Source organism: Candidatus Nitrosocosmicus franklandus, assembly GCF_900696045.1.
In the GTDB taxonomy this organism is placed as follows: domain Archaea; phylum Thermoproteota; class Nitrososphaeria; order Nitrososphaerales; family Nitrososphaeraceae; genus Nitrosocosmicus; species Nitrosocosmicus franklandus_A.
The window spans coordinates 2,350,763-2,369,846 of record NZ_LR216287.1; the positions used below are offsets into that span (position 1 = coordinate 2,350,763).

Annotated in this window: 18 protein-coding genes; 10 read left to right on the forward strand and 8 right to left on the reverse strand. The window is 33.9% G+C overall.

From position 1 onward, the window contains the following. Nucleotides 1–962: 962 nt before the first annotated feature. Both NFRAN_RS11010 and NFRAN_RS13985 read right to left on the reverse strand, forming a co-directional pair. Nucleotides 963–1,376 (reverse strand): hypothetical protein, encoded by a 414-nt coding sequence (locus NFRAN_RS11010; RefSeq protein ID WP_134485034.1) that lies wholly within the window; start codon nucleotides 1,374–1,376, stop codon nucleotides 963–965. Nucleotides 1,377–1,523: 147 nt separating this feature from the next. Beyond that, on the reverse strand, nucleotides 1,524–1,685 hold the full coding sequence (locus NFRAN_RS13985) for a hypothetical protein (RefSeq protein ID WP_172602313.1): 162 nt from the start codon (nucleotides 1,683–1,685) through the stop codon (nucleotides 1,524–1,526). Nucleotides 1,686–2,271: 586 nt separating this feature from the next. On the opposite strand from NFRAN_RS13985, the gene NFRAN_RS11015 reads away from it, so the two are divergent. Beyond that, nucleotides 2,272–3,345 (forward strand): inositol-3-phosphate synthase, encoded by a 1,074-nt coding sequence (locus NFRAN_RS11015; RefSeq protein ID WP_134485035.1) that lies wholly within the window; start codon nucleotides 2,272–2,274, stop codon nucleotides 3,343–3,345. Between the two features lie 79 nt (nucleotides 3,346–3,424). Here NFRAN_RS11015 and NFRAN_RS11020 read toward each other — a convergent pair whose 3' ends face one another. Further along, nucleotides 3,425–4,486: a PhoU domain-containing protein gene (locus NFRAN_RS11020; protein ID WP_134485036.1), complete on the reverse strand. Its 1,062-nt coding sequence runs from the start codon at nucleotides 4,484–4,486 to the stop codon at nucleotides 3,425–3,427. 71 nt (nucleotides 4,487–4,557) lie between these two features. On the opposite strand from NFRAN_RS11020, the gene NFRAN_RS11025 reads away from it, so the two are divergent. The 6 genes from NFRAN_RS11025 (at nucleotide 4,558) to NFRAN_RS11050 (ending at nucleotide 11,196) form a co-directional block, all read left to right on the forward strand. Further along, a complete protein-coding gene (locus NFRAN_RS11025; protein WP_134485037.1) occupies nucleotides 4,558–5,511 on the forward strand; it encodes a pantoate kinase in 954 nt (317 codons plus the stop codon). 23 nt (nucleotides 5,512–5,534) lie between these two features. After that, nucleotides 5,535–6,293 (forward strand): phosphopantothenate/pantothenate synthetase, encoded by a 759-nt coding sequence (locus NFRAN_RS11030; protein ID WP_134485038.1) that lies wholly within the window; start codon nucleotides 5,535–5,537, stop codon nucleotides 6,291–6,293. Between the two features lie 64 nt (nucleotides 6,294–6,357). Continuing rightward, a complete protein-coding gene (panB, locus tag NFRAN_RS11035) occupies nucleotides 6,358–7,218 on the forward strand; it encodes a 3-methyl-2-oxobutanoate hydroxymethyltransferase (RefSeq protein ID WP_134485039.1) in 861 nt (286 codons plus the stop codon). A gap of 27 nt (nucleotides 7,219–7,245) precedes the next feature. Further along, nucleotides 7,246–8,694, forward strand: a complete 1,449-nt coding sequence (locus NFRAN_RS13990; protein WP_172602314.1) for a phosphopantothenoylcysteine decarboxylase — start codon at nucleotides 7,246–7,248, stop codon at nucleotides 8,692–8,694. Between the two features lie 112 nt (nucleotides 8,695–8,806). Continuing rightward, nucleotides 8,807–9,661 carry an isocitrate lyase/PEP mutase family protein gene (locus NFRAN_RS11045; RefSeq protein WP_232038004.1) on the forward strand — a complete coding sequence of 285 codons (855 nt, stop codon included), beginning with the start codon at nucleotides 8,807–8,809 and terminating at the stop codon, nucleotides 9,659–9,661. Nucleotides 9,662–10,272: 611 nt separating this feature from the next. Further along, on the forward strand, nucleotides 10,273–11,196 hold the full coding sequence (locus NFRAN_RS11050; protein ID WP_134485040.1) for a hypothetical protein: 924 nt from the start codon (nucleotides 10,273–10,275) through the stop codon (nucleotides 11,194–11,196). Nucleotides 11,197–11,219: 23 nt separating this feature from the next. Here the strand turns inward: NFRAN_RS11050 and NFRAN_RS11055 are convergent, their stop codons facing one another. The 3 genes from NFRAN_RS11055 to NFRAN_RS11065 form a co-directional block, all read right to left on the reverse strand. Beyond that, a complete protein-coding gene (locus tag NFRAN_RS11055) occupies nucleotides 11,220–12,056 on the reverse strand; it encodes a glycosyltransferase family A protein (RefSeq protein WP_134485041.1) in 837 nt (278 codons plus the stop codon). Nucleotides 12,057–12,177: 121 nt separating this feature from the next. After that, complete coding sequence (locus tag NFRAN_RS11060; protein WP_134485042.1) at nucleotides 12,178–13,326, reverse strand: glycosyltransferase; 1,149 nt, start codon at nucleotides 13,324–13,326, stop codon at nucleotides 12,178–12,180. Between the two features lie 55 nt (nucleotides 13,327–13,381). Next, entirely contained in the window at nucleotides 13,382–14,275 is an 894-nt protein-coding gene (locus NFRAN_RS11065) for a hypothetical protein (RefSeq protein ID WP_134485043.1), read from the reverse strand. Nucleotides 14,276–14,391: 116 nt separating this feature from the next. Between NFRAN_RS11065 and NFRAN_RS11070 the strand changes: the two genes are divergently transcribed. Further along, nucleotides 14,392–15,537, forward strand: coding sequence for a glycosyltransferase (locus NFRAN_RS11070; protein ID WP_172602315.1), 1,146 nt, complete (start codon nucleotides 14,392–14,394; stop codon nucleotides 15,535–15,537). Nucleotides 15,538–15,680: 143 nt separating this feature from the next. Further along, on the forward strand, nucleotides 15,681–16,493 hold the full coding sequence (locus NFRAN_RS11075; protein ID WP_134485045.1) for a class I SAM-dependent methyltransferase: 813 nt from the start codon (nucleotides 15,681–15,683) through the stop codon (nucleotides 16,491–16,493). Nucleotides 16,494–16,693: 200 nt separating this feature from the next. Here the strand turns inward: NFRAN_RS11075 and NFRAN_RS11080 are convergent, their stop codons facing one another. After that, nucleotides 16,694–17,374 carry a methyltransferase domain-containing protein gene (locus NFRAN_RS11080; protein WP_134485046.1) on the reverse strand — a complete coding sequence of 227 codons (681 nt, stop codon included), beginning with the start codon at nucleotides 17,372–17,374 and terminating at the stop codon, nucleotides 16,694–16,696. Nucleotides 17,375–17,527: 153 nt separating this feature from the next. On the opposite strand from NFRAN_RS11080, the gene NFRAN_RS11085 reads away from it, so the two are divergent. Beyond that, complete coding sequence (locus NFRAN_RS11085) at nucleotides 17,528–17,995, forward strand: hypothetical protein (protein ID WP_172602316.1); 468 nt, start codon at nucleotides 17,528–17,530, stop codon at nucleotides 17,993–17,995. Nucleotides 17,996–18,020: 25 nt separating this feature from the next. Here the strand turns inward: NFRAN_RS11085 and NFRAN_RS11090 are convergent, their stop codons facing one another. Then, on the reverse strand, nucleotides 18,021–19,061 hold the full coding sequence (locus tag NFRAN_RS11090) for an NAD(P)/FAD-dependent oxidoreductase (RefSeq protein WP_134485048.1): 1,041 nt from the start codon (nucleotides 19,059–19,061) through the stop codon (nucleotides 18,021–18,023). Nucleotides 19,062–19,084 lie beyond the last annotated feature (23 nt).

Below are 19,084 nucleotides of genomic sequence, written 5' to 3' on the forward strand. Positions count from 1 at the left end.
TAACCTGCCTCACAAGTTATCAAACATATATCAAAGTGGATAAAAAATCTACATAAACCTAAATAATGAAAAGTAAAGATTATCTATATGTTACAAACTCCATTGAAATGGACGCCATAATAGAGGTTCATTGTATCAACAAAGAGAACATTCGAATAACTGCAAACTAGATAATTGTATTTACTAAAAATGATTCTCAAAGAAAGCATCACTCAGTCGTTGATCTTTACAACTGTGTGTGCATTCATGTTGTTGGGTCCACAATGATAACAATATTTAAGTTACTTTGACAAAGAGTACCTAAAAAAAGAACAAGTTTCAAGAAGATTGAGTTGGGCAATTCATGATTGGATTGTTACAATTAAGTATTCATTTTTGTAGCCAACATTTAGTGAATTTGATTCGGAAAATTATTTCTCAAAATAAAAATATCTCGACGCTAGAGAATAATAATAAACAGAATACCTATACTATGTTCAAAATCAATATCCATTTTTCTTTATCTTTGTGAGTATTATTCATTTGATAGATAATTTCGTTTCCGTACATTAGTAAATAATTTGATTTACCTATTATATTAAGAAAGACCCAGATAGATTTTTCTTACAGTCCATAGATATTAATAAGATATGGAAACTGACCAAGATCTGGATGAGCTAATTGAACAACATGAGGAAGAGGAAAATGAACAACGTGAGAAATTAGAAGAGGAGGAGTAATATCTTTTATCTAACTATCTAACTAAATACGTATTTTTTTTGACTCAAAACACGTATACCTTGCTTTATAAAGTTCAGCACATGTATTTACACATATTGTGAGATCAAATTACCTCGTTATATATAGGTCAATTTTCTTAGATATCTCAGCGATCAGAATAGGGTGTTTTGTCATATTTAATGGCAGCTCCATCTACAAATAATAATTTTTTCAATATCTAAAAGATAAAACCATTAAACAATTTATGGAATCTTTTCTCCTTCTGCTGTAATAATATAATGATCAACATTGTTTGCGCTTACTAGGAAATAAAAGTCACGGTCATACCCTGGCTTGAAAGTTGATGATGCCGGTGTTATGTATCTACTGGTTTCCGAAACTGTATTATTGTTTATATCAAAAAGCTCGACTATTACCCTGACATCACGAGTGTCAAATGTCGAATTGTTGATTGCAGTTCCTTTTACGTATATAAGTCCAGTTGGACTTTCGCCGACCTTGATTTCTCTTAGTTCGAGATTTATTATCGTGTTTGACAATGTATTAATTTTACCTTGTTCTTGTCCAAACGAAACAATGATTGAGATATTGGTCCCGATTATAATACCAAAGACTATGAATGAGATTACGAATAAAAAATATTTGTCATTATTCATTTTTATTCTCTACTATTGATTCTATATAACCCTAGATATGGTTTGTTGTACAAAATCAAACTTTTTCACAATAAATCATATACATTATAGTATCTCAATAGGCTACTGGTACCTTCCTAAATCACATTATAAACGCCAAACTTTGGCTTATCTTTCTTCTCTATCTTCTTCTACTTCGAAGATTTGATCATCAGGATATTTTACAACCTTGATATTACAATGATTACATTCGTAATAATTGATGTCATGCCTGTGGCTAATTGATCCGTTAATCCAAATCATCATTTTTCCGCATCTCAAACAAGACATAGTCATATTCCAATAGAGTATTTTGATGTATTAAATTCTTTTGAAAAAGGAGATGATAGCATCAATAAAATCTGATTTTATGGAAGAGCCAACAAATTAGTCTCCCTGATTCATTCAAAAGGGAAAGGGTGTCTATAAAATAGAGTAAATGATTGAATTTCAAGCTTTTTCTTCCTCTTACAGCAAGTCAAATTATCAATTCAATATTCCTAAGTTGACTGTCGAATGAATAAATGAATGAATGAATGGTTGTTAGGGATCAAATTCCTTGGTTTTGTAAGTGGGTAGAATATTGAATTTGTGAAAATCTTTTTCCCAAATTTATATGTCATATAGATTGAGCGTGTTTGCATCACAAAGTCTAGTACCTCATTTGTTGTATTCTGAGGATAATGATGAGGAGAACTATTTTCTATAATTGTTGATATAATTGCTCTTTTATTGATTTTTTATCGAGTAGATATTTGCAGGATTTGCTTTATTTTTATTATTTCCTTTCGTAACCCTACTTTTGATTGTCATCTTTTATGGATGTCTGATTTGTCTTTGTAAAATTTATATTAAAATTGAATATGAGATTGTAACTATGGGTAAAAAAATCAATGTCGCAATAGCCGGTGTAGGCAACTGTGCTTCTGCTCTCATTCAGGGAATTCAATATTATAACTCCAATTCCTCTCAAAAGGATTCAATTGGTCTTACATCATTTAACTTGGGTGGTTATGAACCAGGTGACATAAATTTTGTTGCTGCATTTGATATAGCTGAATCAAAGGTCGGAAAAGATTTGTCAGAAGCAATATTTGCTCCACCTAACAATGCTTTACGTATTGTTGACGTTCCTTCTTTTGGAATTAAAGTTCAGAAAGGCGGTGTATTGGACGGTGCTGGCAGCCACTTCTCGGAAGTCGTAAAGGTCTCAGACGAATTCGAAGTGAACGTTGAAAAAATACTGAAAGATGCCAATGTTGACATTTTGATTAACTATTTACCTGTTGGAAGTAAAAAAGCTAGCCACTACTACGCTGAAAAATGCTTAGAAGCTGGTGTTTGCTTCATAAATGCAATTCCTGTTTTTATTTCTTCCAACCCCGAATGGTATAATCGATTCGGTGACAAAAATATTCCTTGCGCAGGTGATGACGTGATGAGTCAGGTGGGTGCCACCGTGGTCCATAAAACGTTGGCAAAATTATGGGTTGATCGAGGGGTATCTGTCGACGAAACTTATCAATTGAACATAGGAGGTGATATGGATTTTTACAATATGCTAGATGAAGATCGTTTAGAAGATAAACGAGTTAGCAAGACTTCTGCTGTTAAGGCAATGATCCCATATGACATACCTATGAGAATAGGTCCATCTGATTATGTAAATTTCTTACAAAATGACAAAGTTTGTTATATTTACATGAAGGGAAGATTTTTCGGTAAGGTCCCTATAGAACTGGACTTGAAATTGCGTGTGCCAGATGCATATAATAGCTCGGGAGTGATGATTGATGCTATAAGAGGTGCCAAAATCGCTATGGACAGAGGAGTCTCTGGTCCATTGGAAAGCATATCTGCATATTGTTTTAAACATCCTCCAATCCAAATGTCGTATTCTGAAGCTAAATCCAACTTTATGGACTTCATAGGCGGAAAGAGGGAACGCTGATTTTTCTTAAGTTCTTGATGTCTATTTGCTAAAATAGCATCTAACTACCTAACAATCGTATGTTAAATTCTTTTTTATACTATTTCAGTGTATAGGTTGGCTTTGCAAGATCCGTTATATCTATCCAGCATTTTGCGATGTTGTCTAAACATGAAATGCTATTTACCAATGTAATTGAATATGTTTCGTCTAAATTTTCAATTTGGTTAGACGCTATGTTCTTTTTTAGCTCAGCTATGTTCTGCTTAAAGTCCTCATAGTTTTCAATTACTTTAAATGCCTTGTCTCTGCTGGTGCTTATGAAAGCCTCTATGGCATAATGTTGCATCTCTTCTAGAGAATATCCTATTTTTTTAATTAGCGTAGAAATTTGATTAGGCCATTTATATCTAGACAGATATGTTACCAATTCAGCAATCAAATCTCCAGCAGTCTCTAAGTAGTTTGCGGCTATTCGGTAGTCAAGCATATCTATGTTAGTGAGATTTAAGGTACTCGCAAGTTTCTTGTTCATTATTGCTGTTCTAATGACCCTGACAAGGAGGAAATATTGTCTATCTATTTCATCATCCCTGCTTGCAATTTTATTTTTCAAATCACTACTAAAGTCTCCGCTTAATGAGTGAATGGTTTCTCTAAACATTCCATGAATGATTGAATTCATCATACCTAGGATTTTTTGAATGTTAAGAGTTCTCGCATCAATCAAAAATTGAAAACTTATACTAAAACTGTTTTCGTCGACAATTTCTAACCCTATTAATTTTCTGGTCGCTTTTTTTACGATTTCGCTGTTTTCAAAAGATATTTGATTCTTGGAGTGAACAGTTATTCTGTTGTAACCAAGCAAGTATGCTCCAAAAATTTTGTTTAAAATAATTTTTATAATTTTTTCATTCAAACTTGCATGGTCGTAAGAATTTTCTATCTTGTTTTGATCTTGTGAACCTTCGTTTAATTCAAATACAATTTTGATCTCTTCTTCCTGATAACTGTTGTATATTGATATGGTATTGTCTACGTTAGTCTCTACTGTTACAGTATTCCCTTTAGATAACTTATTTTTTTTTATCCATTCATTAGGTAGTGATATCAAAATACTGCTCCCAATTTGCTGTAATATTCTAGTATAAATTGTCATACTAAATTTATATTAGTATAAACAAATTATACTATATTTTTATATTTGCTTTATTTCTATTTACTATTATATTGGTTATCGTTTCGCAGGTTCCAATTGCTGTTTCAAAAGCTTATTGTCCTGGTCATGTCACTGGCTTTTTTTCTGCTCAGAACCAAGGAGATCCGGACTTGGATTTTAAATTTCAAGGATCTTTAGGCGCTGGATTTAGTATTGACAGGGGGATTATCTCGACAGTGCGAGTCTTTCCTTCCTCTGATATGAATTACGAAATAAAGTTAAATGGTATGTTGGATTGTGAGTTGCGAGTTTCAAAATATGTGACCGAGTACTATTTGTCTCTAATACAAAAACCTGTTTTGATATCTATTGATCATGAATCTAACTTACCAATTGGATATGGATTGGGCTCAAGTGGCTCTGCAGCGCTAGGTCTATCTTATGCCCTAAATGAGGCTCTTGGAACGGGGCTTTCAAGTCTCCAAGCAGCCCAAATGGCCCATCAGGCTGATATCGTTTGTAATACCGGAAGAGGCACAGTTGTATCAGAATATACTGGTGGGGTGGAACTGAGAACAAGTATTGGTGGCCCGGGGGTATGCCGAATACAAAAAACTGAATTGTCTTCCGAATGGTGTGCTGTAATACTTTGTATGGAGCCAATAAAAACTGATATCTTTCTTTCAAAGTATCTGGGCGGGAGTAAATTTAGCAACATAAACGAAGTAGGCAAACAGATGGTAAAGCAACTGGGTCAATCCATGAGCGTTGAAAAATTTATGGATTTCTCTTTTAAATTTGCTTCACTTTGTGGATTAACTGAGGGAAAATGTAAGGAACCACTTGCGCATCTTCGTTCTAAGGGTCTCAAATCTAGCGTAGCTTTGTTCGGACATACATTGTTTACTCTAATTCCTAATTATCAATTAGGCCAAGTAATTGATATTCTAAAAAGATATCAAGGCGAGTTGATTATATGTCATGTTGACAACTTGGGTGCTAGGATACTAAAAAAGGTAAGATAGGATGAGTAAATGTGAATAGAGATGTGACTATTCCTACAACACATCCAAGATATTTTTCACTGATGACACGAGAAAAAATAGTTGCAGGGTACAAGAATGGCTTAGTTGCTTTGGAGGGATTAATAGCGCATGGGAGAGGTGAATGCTTTGACTATTTGATTGGAGAGCGTACTACAGATTCTGCCAGGATGGCAATAGATGCAGCAGCAGCTCAGATACTGATCTCTAACTATCCAGTGATCTCTGTTAATGGAAATGTAGCTGCGTTGTGCCCTGATTTGCTTTGCTCATTGCATCGGTCAGTCAAAAAGTCAATGTTGGAAATCAACTTATTTTATTATACTAAAGAGCGAGAGTCAAAGATTTTTCAAGAGCTAGCAAAATATGGAGTTTCAAATGTATTGGGTACTAATCCTGATAATCTGGTTAGAATACCAGAACTTGAAAGTAATAGGAGACTTGTTGATAGCAACGGAATCTTTAAAGCTGATACTGTTTTCGTACCACTTGAAGACGGCGATCGAACTTTGGCATTAAAAAAAATGGGCAAAAAGGTGATTACAGTTGATTTAAATCCTCTTTCAAGAACCTCTATGGAAGCAAGTATTACTATAGTTGATAATATTATCAGAGTTATTCCATTACTCATTGAGCGAATTAAGTATCATGAAAAAAATTCTTCTGAAAGTGATCTTTATACAATTGTAAAAAGTTATGATAATAAAAAAGGCTTAAAAGATGCCCTGTTTATAATGAACAGATACAAGGAGGATCAAATTTAATGATATTTTTTTTCAATAACACTGATCTTAAGAATGCTGAAATTATCAGTGGGTATACAGTGATATGAGTCCTAGTATTCACGATATACTACAGAAAAAAAAGAAAGCTGAAAAAATTGCAGTTATTACTGCCTATGATTTTACTAGTGCAAAAATTTGCGACGAAGCGGGTATAGATATAGCGTTGGTGGGTGACAGCGCCGGGATGGTTATGATGGGGAATTCCTCTACTATAGCCGTTACTATGGAAGAGATGATGAGTTTCTGTAAAAGTGTTGTAAACGGAACAAAAAATGCTTTGATTGTTGCGGATATGCCGTTTGGCTCATATCAAGTTGATATGACGTTGGCTGTTGCAAACGCCGTTAAGTTAATCAAGTTGGGATGCCATGCAGTAAAGATCGAGGGTGGACTTGAAGTAATTCCTTTGATTCGAAGACTAACAGAGTATGGAATCCCAGTAATGGGACATATTGGATTAAAGCCACAAACAACAGTTCTTTGGCAGGGGTACAAGGTACAGGGAAAGACTTCTGATGCTGCTATAGAACTATATGATCAAGCAATCGAAATAGAGAAAGCCGGTGCCTTCAGTCTTGTACTGGAATTGGTTACAAAAGAAGTATCAAATGAAATTTCCAGAGCATTGACAATCCCGACTATTGGAATAGGATCAGGTTCTGGATGCGATGGCCAGGTTATAGTTTATCATGATCTATTAGGTCTATTTAATAACTTTAAACCAAAATTTGTAAAGAGATACCTAGATTCATTTACATTAAGCGTAGAAGCAGTAAAGAGATACAAATCAGAAATACTTTCTGGTATTTTTCCAGGTGAAGAACATGCTTTTTCGATGCCTGAAGAGGAATCAATAAACTTTACAAATTATCTTTCCACTATGAGAAGTCGCCATGGATCTTAAGAAATAAAAATCAAGGGAATTTGCAAAATGGGAAAGAATAATAGTAGTAAAAATATCAAATATTTAGATAATTCTGCTTTTTCTGAACTGACTGATTGTCATCCATCAAAGGACATTAAAGGATCGTTAGGACAGGAGTTTAGGAGTAAAAAGATAGTCGTATGTGTGACAGGCAGTGTGGCATGCTACAAAGCAATTGATCTTATTCGTACTTTTATGAGACATGGTGCCGAAGTATACGTAGTAATTTCGAAAACTGTTGAAAAATTTATGAACAAAGAATATTTTGCTTGGGCTAGTGGTAATGAAGTAGTTTCAGAACTAACCGGTGAATTAGAACACGTTAAAGTGGCCAATTACAATACGTCAGACTTGATTGTAGTTTATCCATGTACCGCTAATACCATCGGTAAATTTGCAAGTGGAATAGATGATACACCTGTAACCTCTGTATTATCCATAGGATTAGGGTCGGCGATTCCAATAATCATAGCACCAGCGATGCATGAAGCAATGTATTATAATGATATAATAAAATCAAACATCCAGAAATTAGAGAATATGGGCGTGATGTTTTCTACACCTGTTATGGAAGAAGATAAAGCCAAGGTGGCCCCAATTGATCTAGTACTTTCACAAAGTATTTCAGCTATTCTGTCACATGCTACTTCGATTAATCCCATACCATCACAGGTTGAAACCAACTGGAATTTCTTTTGTAAGAATGAAGTTGATCGACTTTCTGATATCAAAGATAAAGATTTGTTATTTTATTTTACTAATAAGAAGATTATGATATCCGTAGGCAGTACAATTGAATATATAGATCCGATAAGGATTATTACTAATACAAGCTCAGGAAAAATGGGCCTCTCCTTGATAAAACAGTCTCTCAAATATGGTTTAGATGTTACTATAGTGAAAGGTATGACTCAAATCGATGAAAAATTTAAAGAAATCTCTTCTACTCGCTTCAACAACCGTCTTCAAATAATAGAAACTAAAACAACAGATCAAATGGCTGAGGCTATTGTTAGAGAGCTAGAGAGGACCAATTACGACTTTGTAATATTGGCTGCAGCGGTTTCAGATTTCAAGCCTAGTACTACCTCTGAAAAGAAAATCTCAACGGATAATCCTTCGTTACAGCTGAATCTTGTACCTACTATTAAAATTGTTGAAAAAGTAAAACATATTCAAAAAAGCACGTTTCTTGTAGCGTTCAAAGCAGAATATCGAGTTGGAATTCAAAACCTGTTAACAAGATCATGGCATAAATTGGTTCAGTCTAGATCGGATTTAATAATTGCCAATGATGTAGGATTAGAAGAATCTGTAATTGGCTCTGATACAAACAAGATAACCGCGTTAGATAGAGAACGAAACTATTTCGATTTTCCACCAGATAAAAAGGATGGCGTAGCAGAAAACATATTCAAACTAATTTATTTTAAACTACATCAAAGCAATACATAGGATGTGTGTATCTGTTTTCTAGATTACTTGTAAGTATTTGTAATCTGGATGGTAATTACGAGTCATCAGTATTTAAATAAAATTATAAAGAACTCGAAACAAAAACAATTATTTGTCTTTAAGAAAATTACTGGAACGTGAAAATAGTATCTTAGTTATGCCTGGTGTTTATGATGCTCTAACAGCAAAAATTGCAGAACACGTGGGCTTTGAAGCAATATTTCAAACCGGTTATGGAACATCGGCTTCTATGTTGGCTTTACCTGACTTTGGTTTTTTAAGTATTACAGAGACCTTAGATACGGCGCGTCGGATAACCAGGGCAGTAGATATTCCTTTGATAGTTGACGTGGATACGGGTTACGGTAATCCTTTGACTGTGGCCAAACTTGTTGAGGATTTACTCAGGATTGGTGCATCGGGTATGTTTATTGAAGATCAAGTCTGGCCAAAGAGATGCGGGCATATGAGAGGAAAGGAAGTGATTGATTCAAACGAATACGTGCAAAAGCTCAAATCAGCTATTGATGCTAAGAAAGGAAATTCAGAATTTCTTATAGTGGCACGAACAGATGCCGCGGCTCCACTAGGTCTCGATGAGGCTATCAGACGGGGAAAATTATACAAAGAGATAGGTGCAGACATAGTTTTTGTAGAAGCTCCTCATTCTATTGAAGATATGAAAATGGTATCTGCACAGATAGATGCTCCTTTGGTAGCTAATATTATTGAGGAGGGGGTTACTCCTAATCTAACCGCTTCTGAATTGTTGGATTTAGGTTACAAAATTGCATTATTCCCGCTTTCAGGATTGTATTCTTCTACGTATGCGATTTATAATACTTTTGATACCTTGAAACGAACTGGCACTACAAAATCAATGAAGGAGAAAATGATGAAGTTCAAGGAATTCAATGAGTTAGTTGAACTAGATAAATATATGAAAATGGAGAATAAATATGCTTGAATTTTTTATTAAATAGATTACTACCCCTTTTTATCATAACTGTTTTCTGTATTGGTTGTATAATCCGTACTATTCCCGTATATCTGAATTATCCTTATCCAATTGGATATGATTCTATAAATTACTATTTGCCTCTTTTATATAACTTTTCTGAGAATGGGATCAACTGGTCGACATCATATCCAATCTATTTGTTTGCAGTTTCTTCTTTCTCCGAAATATTTATGATAGATCCATACACTTCTTTCAATTTTTTCAATATTTTCTTGTATGGTGTATTAGGTGTTTCTCTCTTTTTACTGTTTACAAAAGTAATGAACATTTCTCCTACTCGGAGTATTTTGTTTTCCTTATTCGTATTGGTTCAATTGAGTACCTTGCGTATATCTTGGGACCTGTATAGAGATTTACTCTCTATAATCTTTTTTAATTTTAGTCTTTTATTAATAAATGGCGTTTATCAAAATAGTAAAATATCTTACCAATCAGGTTTATCCTATTTACTACTATTTTGTCTCATACTGGTCAGTGTATTGACTGATCGAATGGTTTCTATACTTCTTATTTTTGCCTCATTAATTTGTGCTCTATTGTTTAGGAATAAATATCTGTTGTTAATCTCTTCTTCGTTTGTTATACTATTTATCTCTTATCTGATTGCATTTGATAAGATTTCGATTTTTTCTATGGATTCAGGTATTATTCAGACATTGGTCGATCCTGTATATGACCTTAACTCGTACTCAATTATTGAAATAATTGTATTATTCGTTTCCTTATATGGAATTCTTATTCCATTTTTTGTGTATGGTTTTTTGAAACCATTGTTAGCTTTCTTACCTTTGAAAGTCCCAACAATAATTGCCTTGGTTTGTTCTTTTAGCTGGATTATAGTTCCTAACTATGAATATCTAGTTCCCGAACGCTGGGTTATTATTTCTGGTCTATTTATCTCCATCTTTTCCGCGCATGGTTTCTCTTTGCTAAACACCTCCATAAAATCTGGGTTTTTGAGGGCGATTACTTTTGCCACATTCTTTTCTTTCTTTATTATTTATGGTATTGTATTCATACTCTCTCCTCAGTTTGGAACTATTTCTACGATACCAGGGTATTTTGGCAATCTAACACAATTTATTATGCCAATCTCTATGTCTATCAATTCATTTGATATAGATCAGAATAAAGATATAGTGCAATTGATCGACTGGATCAATAGAAATACACAAGGAAATTCTATTGTTATTGGTTCTATTCATTGGAGGGGTTGGTTTTCTTTGTTCTTAGATCCTGAAATTGATTTCAAGTACGAAGAAAATACTCTACAACCTTTAAGTTTTAAAAATAATTCTCTCTTTGAAAATTCTGGGCTAGGACTATGTAATATGACCTCGAGTAACTCGGATTCCACGTCTGCAACGATATTGCTTGTTTCAAGTAACGACTCTATTTTGAAAGATCTGTCATCTTTTAAGATTCAAGAATTTGGGCAGTTTGCTGTGTACAATATTAGTAAAATACTTTGTAATTACTAGTAACGCCAATGTGTAAATATTTACTATTTGATTCTAAGAACAGACTTTATCTTATCAATTTGCTCTTGTCTCAAATATTTTCTGATATCTTCTGGATACATACTGTCATAACCTGTTTCTTTTGGTTTGTAGCTAATATAATGATAAATCATATACAACGCACCCATTCTTCCAATAGGTTTGCCTGTGATAAAATATTTTAAAAATCTTCCAAACGCAAAAAGTGGATGATATCCAAGTGTTCTCATACTTGCCCCAAATTCATAAAAGTGATGATTTTGACCCAATGGGCGTGTATGTTCAAATCTAGCTCCTCTAAGAATCATATACCTCATCTTTGCTTTCAATGCGGTAATCAATACGACTGATTCATAACCCATTTTTTCTGGATAAAGATAATGAGCATTGTTAAAAAAGGAGTTTCGTACAAACCTGCCTGCACCATGAGGTTTTTCGTACCTGTTCTCATCGTATCTGCCAGATACTATTGCTAGATCTTGGTTATTGTCCATCAACGAAATAATCTTTTCTGCATAATCTTGCTCATAGATAGTGTCATCTGTTCCTATCATATGATAGTCGGTAGGTTTCAAGTTATGTTCTCTTGAAAATTGTATTGCCTTATTCCAATTCTTAACAATTCTGGTTACATCGTATCCCATATCGGGGTTGGTTATGACAAATAGATTTTGCATTTCTCCGCTCATTCTTTTTAGTATCTCTGGGGTCCTATCAGTGGAACCATCGTCAATAGTTATGATATATTCGGGTTTAATCGTTTGATTATGTAGTGAAAGGATTGCTTTCTCAATTGTGTCTTCTGAATTCCTACACGTAACAATCACATAATAATTCCCCATGTAGTAAAAAAAATTAGTAATGATATAAGGATTTTGTAATCTAAAAGAGGTGGGATAGTCTTTATGTTTGTTTAGATCTTCTGCTGCCGTTCGTTTCTAAGTTAAATTGATATTCGATCATTCATGCCTGTTTGTATGCTTCAAATATGTTATCCTCATAATTTTCCCACAACAAATTACTGCGTGCAAATTCGTAGGTTTTGAGGCGTTTGGAGTACAAATCTTCCATATCGTCAAACAGAAATTTTAGTTTCTTTTGTAAATCCTTATAGTCCTCAAAAGAAAGACAATGATCCATCAAGGTATCAAACACGGGAACAAAACCAGAAGAAGACAATACAAATAAACCTGCATGAGCGTATTCATAAGCCTTATTGGGGCTGATAAAAATATGAGACCAATGAGCTCTAAAAGGTATAATTCCTATTGAATGGTTTTGCATCTGTCTGTACATTTCCTTTCTACCCAAAAATCCCAAAAATTCTGTGGTAGGTGTTGATTCGCTCTTCCATCCTATTATGTACAATTTTCCAATATCGTTGATCAGATCATTATTAAACAAATCTATGAATCCGTCAATATTTCTATGAATTGATTTAAGTGCTCCAGTTGGTTCTACCCCTGCATAAACTGAAGATTTGTGTTGATGAAAAACTGGTCTTGGAATCCAATCAATTTCACTCTTCAATGGAAAGTTTGGAACAAGATATACCTTCTTTCCCACTTTCTCTAAGTCTTTAACTATTGTGCTTGATACTGTAATTGTTGGTGTAGAAGAAACTAGTTCTTTCTCCAGACTTGACCATACTTTTACATATCTGGATTTCAGAAAGTTCCTAAGGTGTCTTTCGAAGACCTTATGGAGTCTTTCGGACTTGCCCGATTTGATTGTATTTGTACTTGCATCTGATTCAAGTTGTCTCATTAAGTAAATCGACCAATATTCATGGTTATCGTAAACAACGGGGTAAGCGTTAATCTCTTTGGCCATTTTTGCCGAAAACACATTGTGAGCGTGAATAATATCTGGTCTTACTTCCGCAAGGACTTTATTCATCTGCTTCTTTAATTTAGACCAATACACAGGAAACCTGTTTCTGGACCGCGAATTCCATGGAATTACAAAGTTCTTTTCAAAAATTGATTCATAATTTTGGGATGTTTTTCTACCTGCAAAATACACTTTATGTCCCCTATTCTTGGAGCTTATAGCAGCTTTTTCAATTCTCCAGTCTGGAAGCGAGCTATCGGAAAGGTGTAGTATCCGCATCTCTATCTAATTACCATTAAAACATTGCAAAGTATATCTACCTACTATCCTAAATTTAGGAGATGCTTTCATAGATTTGCAATACCTTTTTTGTTACATTTGTCGGTTCGTTTGCGGCCGGCAAACTGTTCCAAGATCTGAATGCATAGTCAATGACTCTTAGTCCACAAGCCAAAGCTTCAAGGGCTGTTTTGCTAAAGTTATTTAATAAATTATCATTTACATATCTTATGTCTACATAAGTATCGAACTTTTTGAGGAATTCAGGCATCTTTTCATAACTTATTGGATACTTGGTACGATCGATAATCTGCAGGTTGTCTAAGCCGTGATTCTTACAATAGTTTATTATCCAACTAGAGTTCGATGTCGCTTCTGTGCTGAATGTAAAAGCATTATTTCTGGAACTGTTTTCTTTTGCACCCGATTGGAAAAAATGATCAGTATCTACTGGATTAGGAAGGATGATTGGAGTTGCCTTTTTTATCTTATCACGCAAGTCAGGGGTAGAAAGGAATATCTTATCCGCATATTCTTCTGCTAACAAATTGTTTCTTTCCCTTATTCGATTCGAATTATAGTTTTTAAATAACAGTTTTGGAATGGAAGTGATTTTCTGATTTGAATAATTTTGTTTAATTCCTCTCAGATCTGATCCATGAAAATGCATTATGATTTTTATTCTGTTTTCTAATTTTTTTTTTAGATACAACAATACTTCTGTGCGACTATGGATGTGCAAAACGTCCGCCTGATTTGCTTGCTTTAGACAGAATTCAAGAAAACTATTTTCATCAATAAATTCGACAAGATCTTTATAAAAGTCGTAAATACCATAAGGATCATAATTAACTCTTCGTATGACTTTAGCATTGTGACCCATGTTGTTTTGATATTTAGCTAAAATACACGCCACACCAGACTGATCCCAGACATGAATGATGTTCAACTAAGATTAATTTAACATTGTATATACTCTTATGAATATTTATGGATAAAATGAAGCAAAACTCGAAAAATGAATCATTAACACTTATAAATTTCTCGGATTGACCGATCTGTTATTTGGTTCTTAAGATATTACATTTGTCAGATGGTTCGCTTCCAGACTGGAGAATTGAAAAAGCTGCTATAAGCTCCAAGAATAGGGGACATAAAGTGTATTTTGCAGGATCAACACCTGAGCCAAGTTATACAAGAGATGTTTTTTCTCAAATCTACAATCTAAAATGGAATCCAAAAGCTCGGTACAAACTGCCTTATCAATGGCACATTCTCAAAAAGCAGATGAATAAAGTCCTTGCGGAAGTAAGACCAGATATTATTCACGCTCACAATGTGTTTTCGGCAAAAATGGCCAAAGAGATTAACGCTTACCCCGTTGTTTACGATAACCATGAATATTGGTCAAAATTTTTGATTTATCAGTATGAAAGTAGCACTGGTCTCGGTTACGATCATACTGACGGCATAGACCAGATAAAACGTAACATCACAACACTTGGTAATCAAATCAAGAAAAATTTGCGTAAAATGTGGATTGAATGGGAACAAGAAATAATAACCCGTTATCCATCTTTGGTACCCTCCGTGTCAATAAAGTCGGATTTATCTAAAATTTCAAACAAAGTATTTTTGCTACCTAATTTTCCATTGAAGAGCGAAATTGAAAGAATCGAACCTCCAAAAAGACACGATCATTTCTCATCGGTGTATGCAGGAACATCTCCATTCAAAGGCTATCAAACGCCAATAAAAAACATCGATGGATTCATAGATTTGTTTGATAAGGGTTCATTGGGTAAATTAAGTGTGATCGGCTGGACGTGTTCAGATTCAGAATTTATAAAATATCATGGTTTTATGGACAGAAAAGATATGTTTAACGAAATGGAAAAAAACAGCGCCGGATTCATACCATGGAAGAAACATCCTTTTCATCGTTTCTGTAGTCCAAATAAGGCATTTGAATACGCTCATGCAGGTCTAATTGTGTTGAGTACAAACTCTTTGCAACCCATTTTTGATTCCTTACAGGATAATGTGGTGGGTTTTGATGACTATGTTGATATGGTAGATAAAGTAAAGAATCTACTTTCTGATTTGGAACAAGTATTTGTAAAACGCCTCAAAACCTACGAATTTGCACGCAGTAATTTGTTGTGGGAAAATTATGAGGATAACATATTTGAAGCATACAGACTAGCTTAAAATACCTTCTGAAACCATTGATAGAAACATGTGTTATTTTATACATGGTAAACTGTAACCACGTAGACAACAATATTAAATAATTACAGCCAAAAAATACAAACCTTAATAACCTTTTTAAACATAAATTTTCAAGCAAATTAATGAATTATAATAGTTCTAATGAAAATAGTAACAATGATATTAAAAAATATTGGGAAAAACGTCTCAACGATAACTATGGATTGCACGGTACTGGATACATTGGATTAGGTAAAAACTATAATATTTGGATGTATAAAGTTAGGAAACATATAGTAAATAAAAAATTACAAAAATTTCAGTCAAATTTTAGTAGTGCAAATGTGCTTGATATTGGATCAGGTAGTGGTTTTTATGTTGACATATGGAAACACTTGGGTGTAAAGAACATCACGGGGTGTGATATTACTAGTGTATCTGTTAAAAATCTCTCAAACAAATATCCGGAAGGCGAGTTTTTGGAATTTGATATCAGTTCTAATGTAATCCCAATATCGAAGCAGTTTGACTATGTTACTGCCTTTGATGTCTTGTTTCATATTGTTGATGATGAAAAATATGCAAAGGCTATAAGCAATATCTATAATCTATTAAAACCAAATGGTATACTTTTCTTTTCTGAGAATTTTATCCATAAAAAAACAGCAAGAAGTAGGTTCCAATCTACTCGTTCGCTTGACGAAATTCAGTCATTGCTTCAAAGATCTGGGTTTCAGATATTGGAAAGATCTCCTATGTTTTATTTGATGAATACTCCTGTGGATTCCGACGGCGTAATTATTAACAAGTTTTGGCATCTGGTTAAGAAAGTAGCAAGTAAAGGTGAAACCTTTGGACGGTTGGTTGGAGGTATTCTTTATCCGTTCGAATTGATGATGATTTCTACTAAATCAGAAAGTCCTTCTACAGAGATAATGATTTGTAAAAAACAATAATTCTCCCAAAGACTGGCGATATCTTGTTCTTATAAATTCGTTCTGTCATATAGTGTTATATGAGTGGTGGCATACTATATGGGCCTGATTACCATAAGTAGGTTCAGGGCTCAATTTCAATTAGTTATTTCAAAGCGTTGAAAAATCAATCCAACAACTATAATAATCTGTTACTCTGAATGTCGAATGAAAAAATCTTACTACTTTCTATTCACTTTTAATTTTTTATAAGTATCGGCAACTCCTGGTACCTGCTTTGCAAATCTTTTTAATTTGGTTTCTAGGGGTAATTTCCCATGGCTTCTCAATCGTTTTATATTCTCGTTATAATTTGATATAACGTTGCTATTTAGGGATATAACAGATATCCATGAAATGTCATCTCTTACAAATGCAATATTGCCTAAGCTAGATAATTCAGACGGTGACCAAGCAGATTTATGTGTTTCATGGATATTTCCGAAGGCATCTTTTTGAGGGGAGGGATTCTTCGGAGTACTTACCAAAATACATTCATTGTTTTTTAACAAGGTCCTTAACAACCTTGATCCGTCATCCTTTTCAAAATGCTCTAGAACATCAATCAACAGAACTAGATCATATTTGATATCAAGTTCTTGGGCGATATCTAAAATATCATTGTTATAAATTTTATTGTATATGTATTGATGCAATGGAGAGATATATTGTTGAAAGACCTCCACACAATCTATTCTTCTTTTAAACTCATATTTCTGTCTGCCATCCCATAATTCTAAATATTCTCTACACAGCACCCCAAACTTACCAAATCCACTTCCTATGTCCAATACCGATTTAGGATTTAAAGATATTATCATTTCCATTATTTTTGAGATATGATAATATTGACTAGAGGGCATTAAGTAATCGTTATTCCCTTAGAGTTATCTTTAAAGGTTTATGTGATAAGGTCGCGGGCGGCAGAAATTATACATTAGCTACAATTTCATAGTATTGTGTGATGTATTGCTACAAAGTAAATCTAAATTAGAGAAAAATGAATACACTAAACTGTGTCAAAGTATCTCAGAATAAATCAACGATTTATCCGTAGAAGATGGTTGGACTTTAGAAATGGTCATAGTATTTATTTGATATTTGTATTGACTTTTACTAATTTTATTCTTATTACCTATAATTTTGCTATAAAACAAATACCAATCTTGGGCGATGCTATCTCTTTGCCTGTGTTCATCGTTCTTTTTGCTCTCGTGTACATCCCAGTCTCTATGCTTATCGGATATTGGCACAGAAAACATCAGTATTCGGTAGAAAATGAAGCATTGATTAATCAAAATTGGGTATGGGCTTGGATAATGCAATATCAAATAAGGTTGATTAAGGGTAAAACAACAAAAAAAGAAGACGAATTTGTCATAACTTATCTTAACGATATTTTAAAGAGGACTAACAAGACTGAACTAATGGCTAAAGATGAAGATTCCACTACATCTAATTCTAATGAAGAAAAAAAGGGTTGAACACTGTTATGTACAGCAACCAATACTAAAGCGCGTTTACTAATCTTCTCATCTTATCAAAATTTATTTCAAACCCAAATCGCTTCTCATCCTTTTTCATATTTTTATACATGCTCATGAGTAAATTGAAATGCTTTACAGTACTTAATTTCCCATCCATCTTTAACCTTACAATCTTATAAACATCATAATAGTATTGAAATTTCTTTAGGACTTTTTCACGATATTCTCTTTGATCAAATTTCTTTTTATCGTTCTCGGCCTTATCTAAAACTTGTAAAAATATTTCACAACTTAAGAGTGACGGTATGATCCCTTCTCCCAGCATTGGAAAGACTGTTCCAATTGATTCACCTACACCTATAATGTTACCATCGCAAAATGGTTCCATTAGTCTTGGAGGTGCAAGTCTTATGGGTCTACCAATCTTTTTTACTATCCTTACCTGTGGATGTTCAGCAAAGAATTCCTTTATGCCCAAATACTTTCTATCAATATCTCCTGCACCCATAAATCCGGTACCGTTGTTTAGTGGAAAATACCAAAAGTATCCTCTGGCTCCTTTGTAACCCATAACATGAAATTCATCGATGTCTGTAATGTTTTCGACCAAATATTCATAGGCTGGTATCACAAAATCTTCTTTAGCTCGTGGCAAAAATCGTCTATGAAATCCGGTACAATCTAATACGTAATCGTACTTTTCTTTAGGAAACGTCTCTCTGTTGCAACTAATTCCATATTCTACGTTAACATTTGATAAAAGATCATTTTCCCATTGTTTTTTATTGTAGGTAACGAGTCCATCCAAATTCAGGTATTCTGTTTTTTGATTTGGGAGACTCATCTTCAATTTTTTCCCTACATGAAATATATACTTGCTAAAGTCAAGACCTGCTTTATTGGAGAAGTATTCTAGCATATGCTTTGATGCGCCCCAAGCACATACTGGCCAATGTGATTCCTCTCTATTTGATTCAAAAAGAGTAACCTCGTGGTCACCTTTGCTCAACATACTGCCAAGGAAACTACCTGCTACACCAGCTCCAATTATCGCTATCTTCAAATTGATTTGGGTACCTCTCGTAA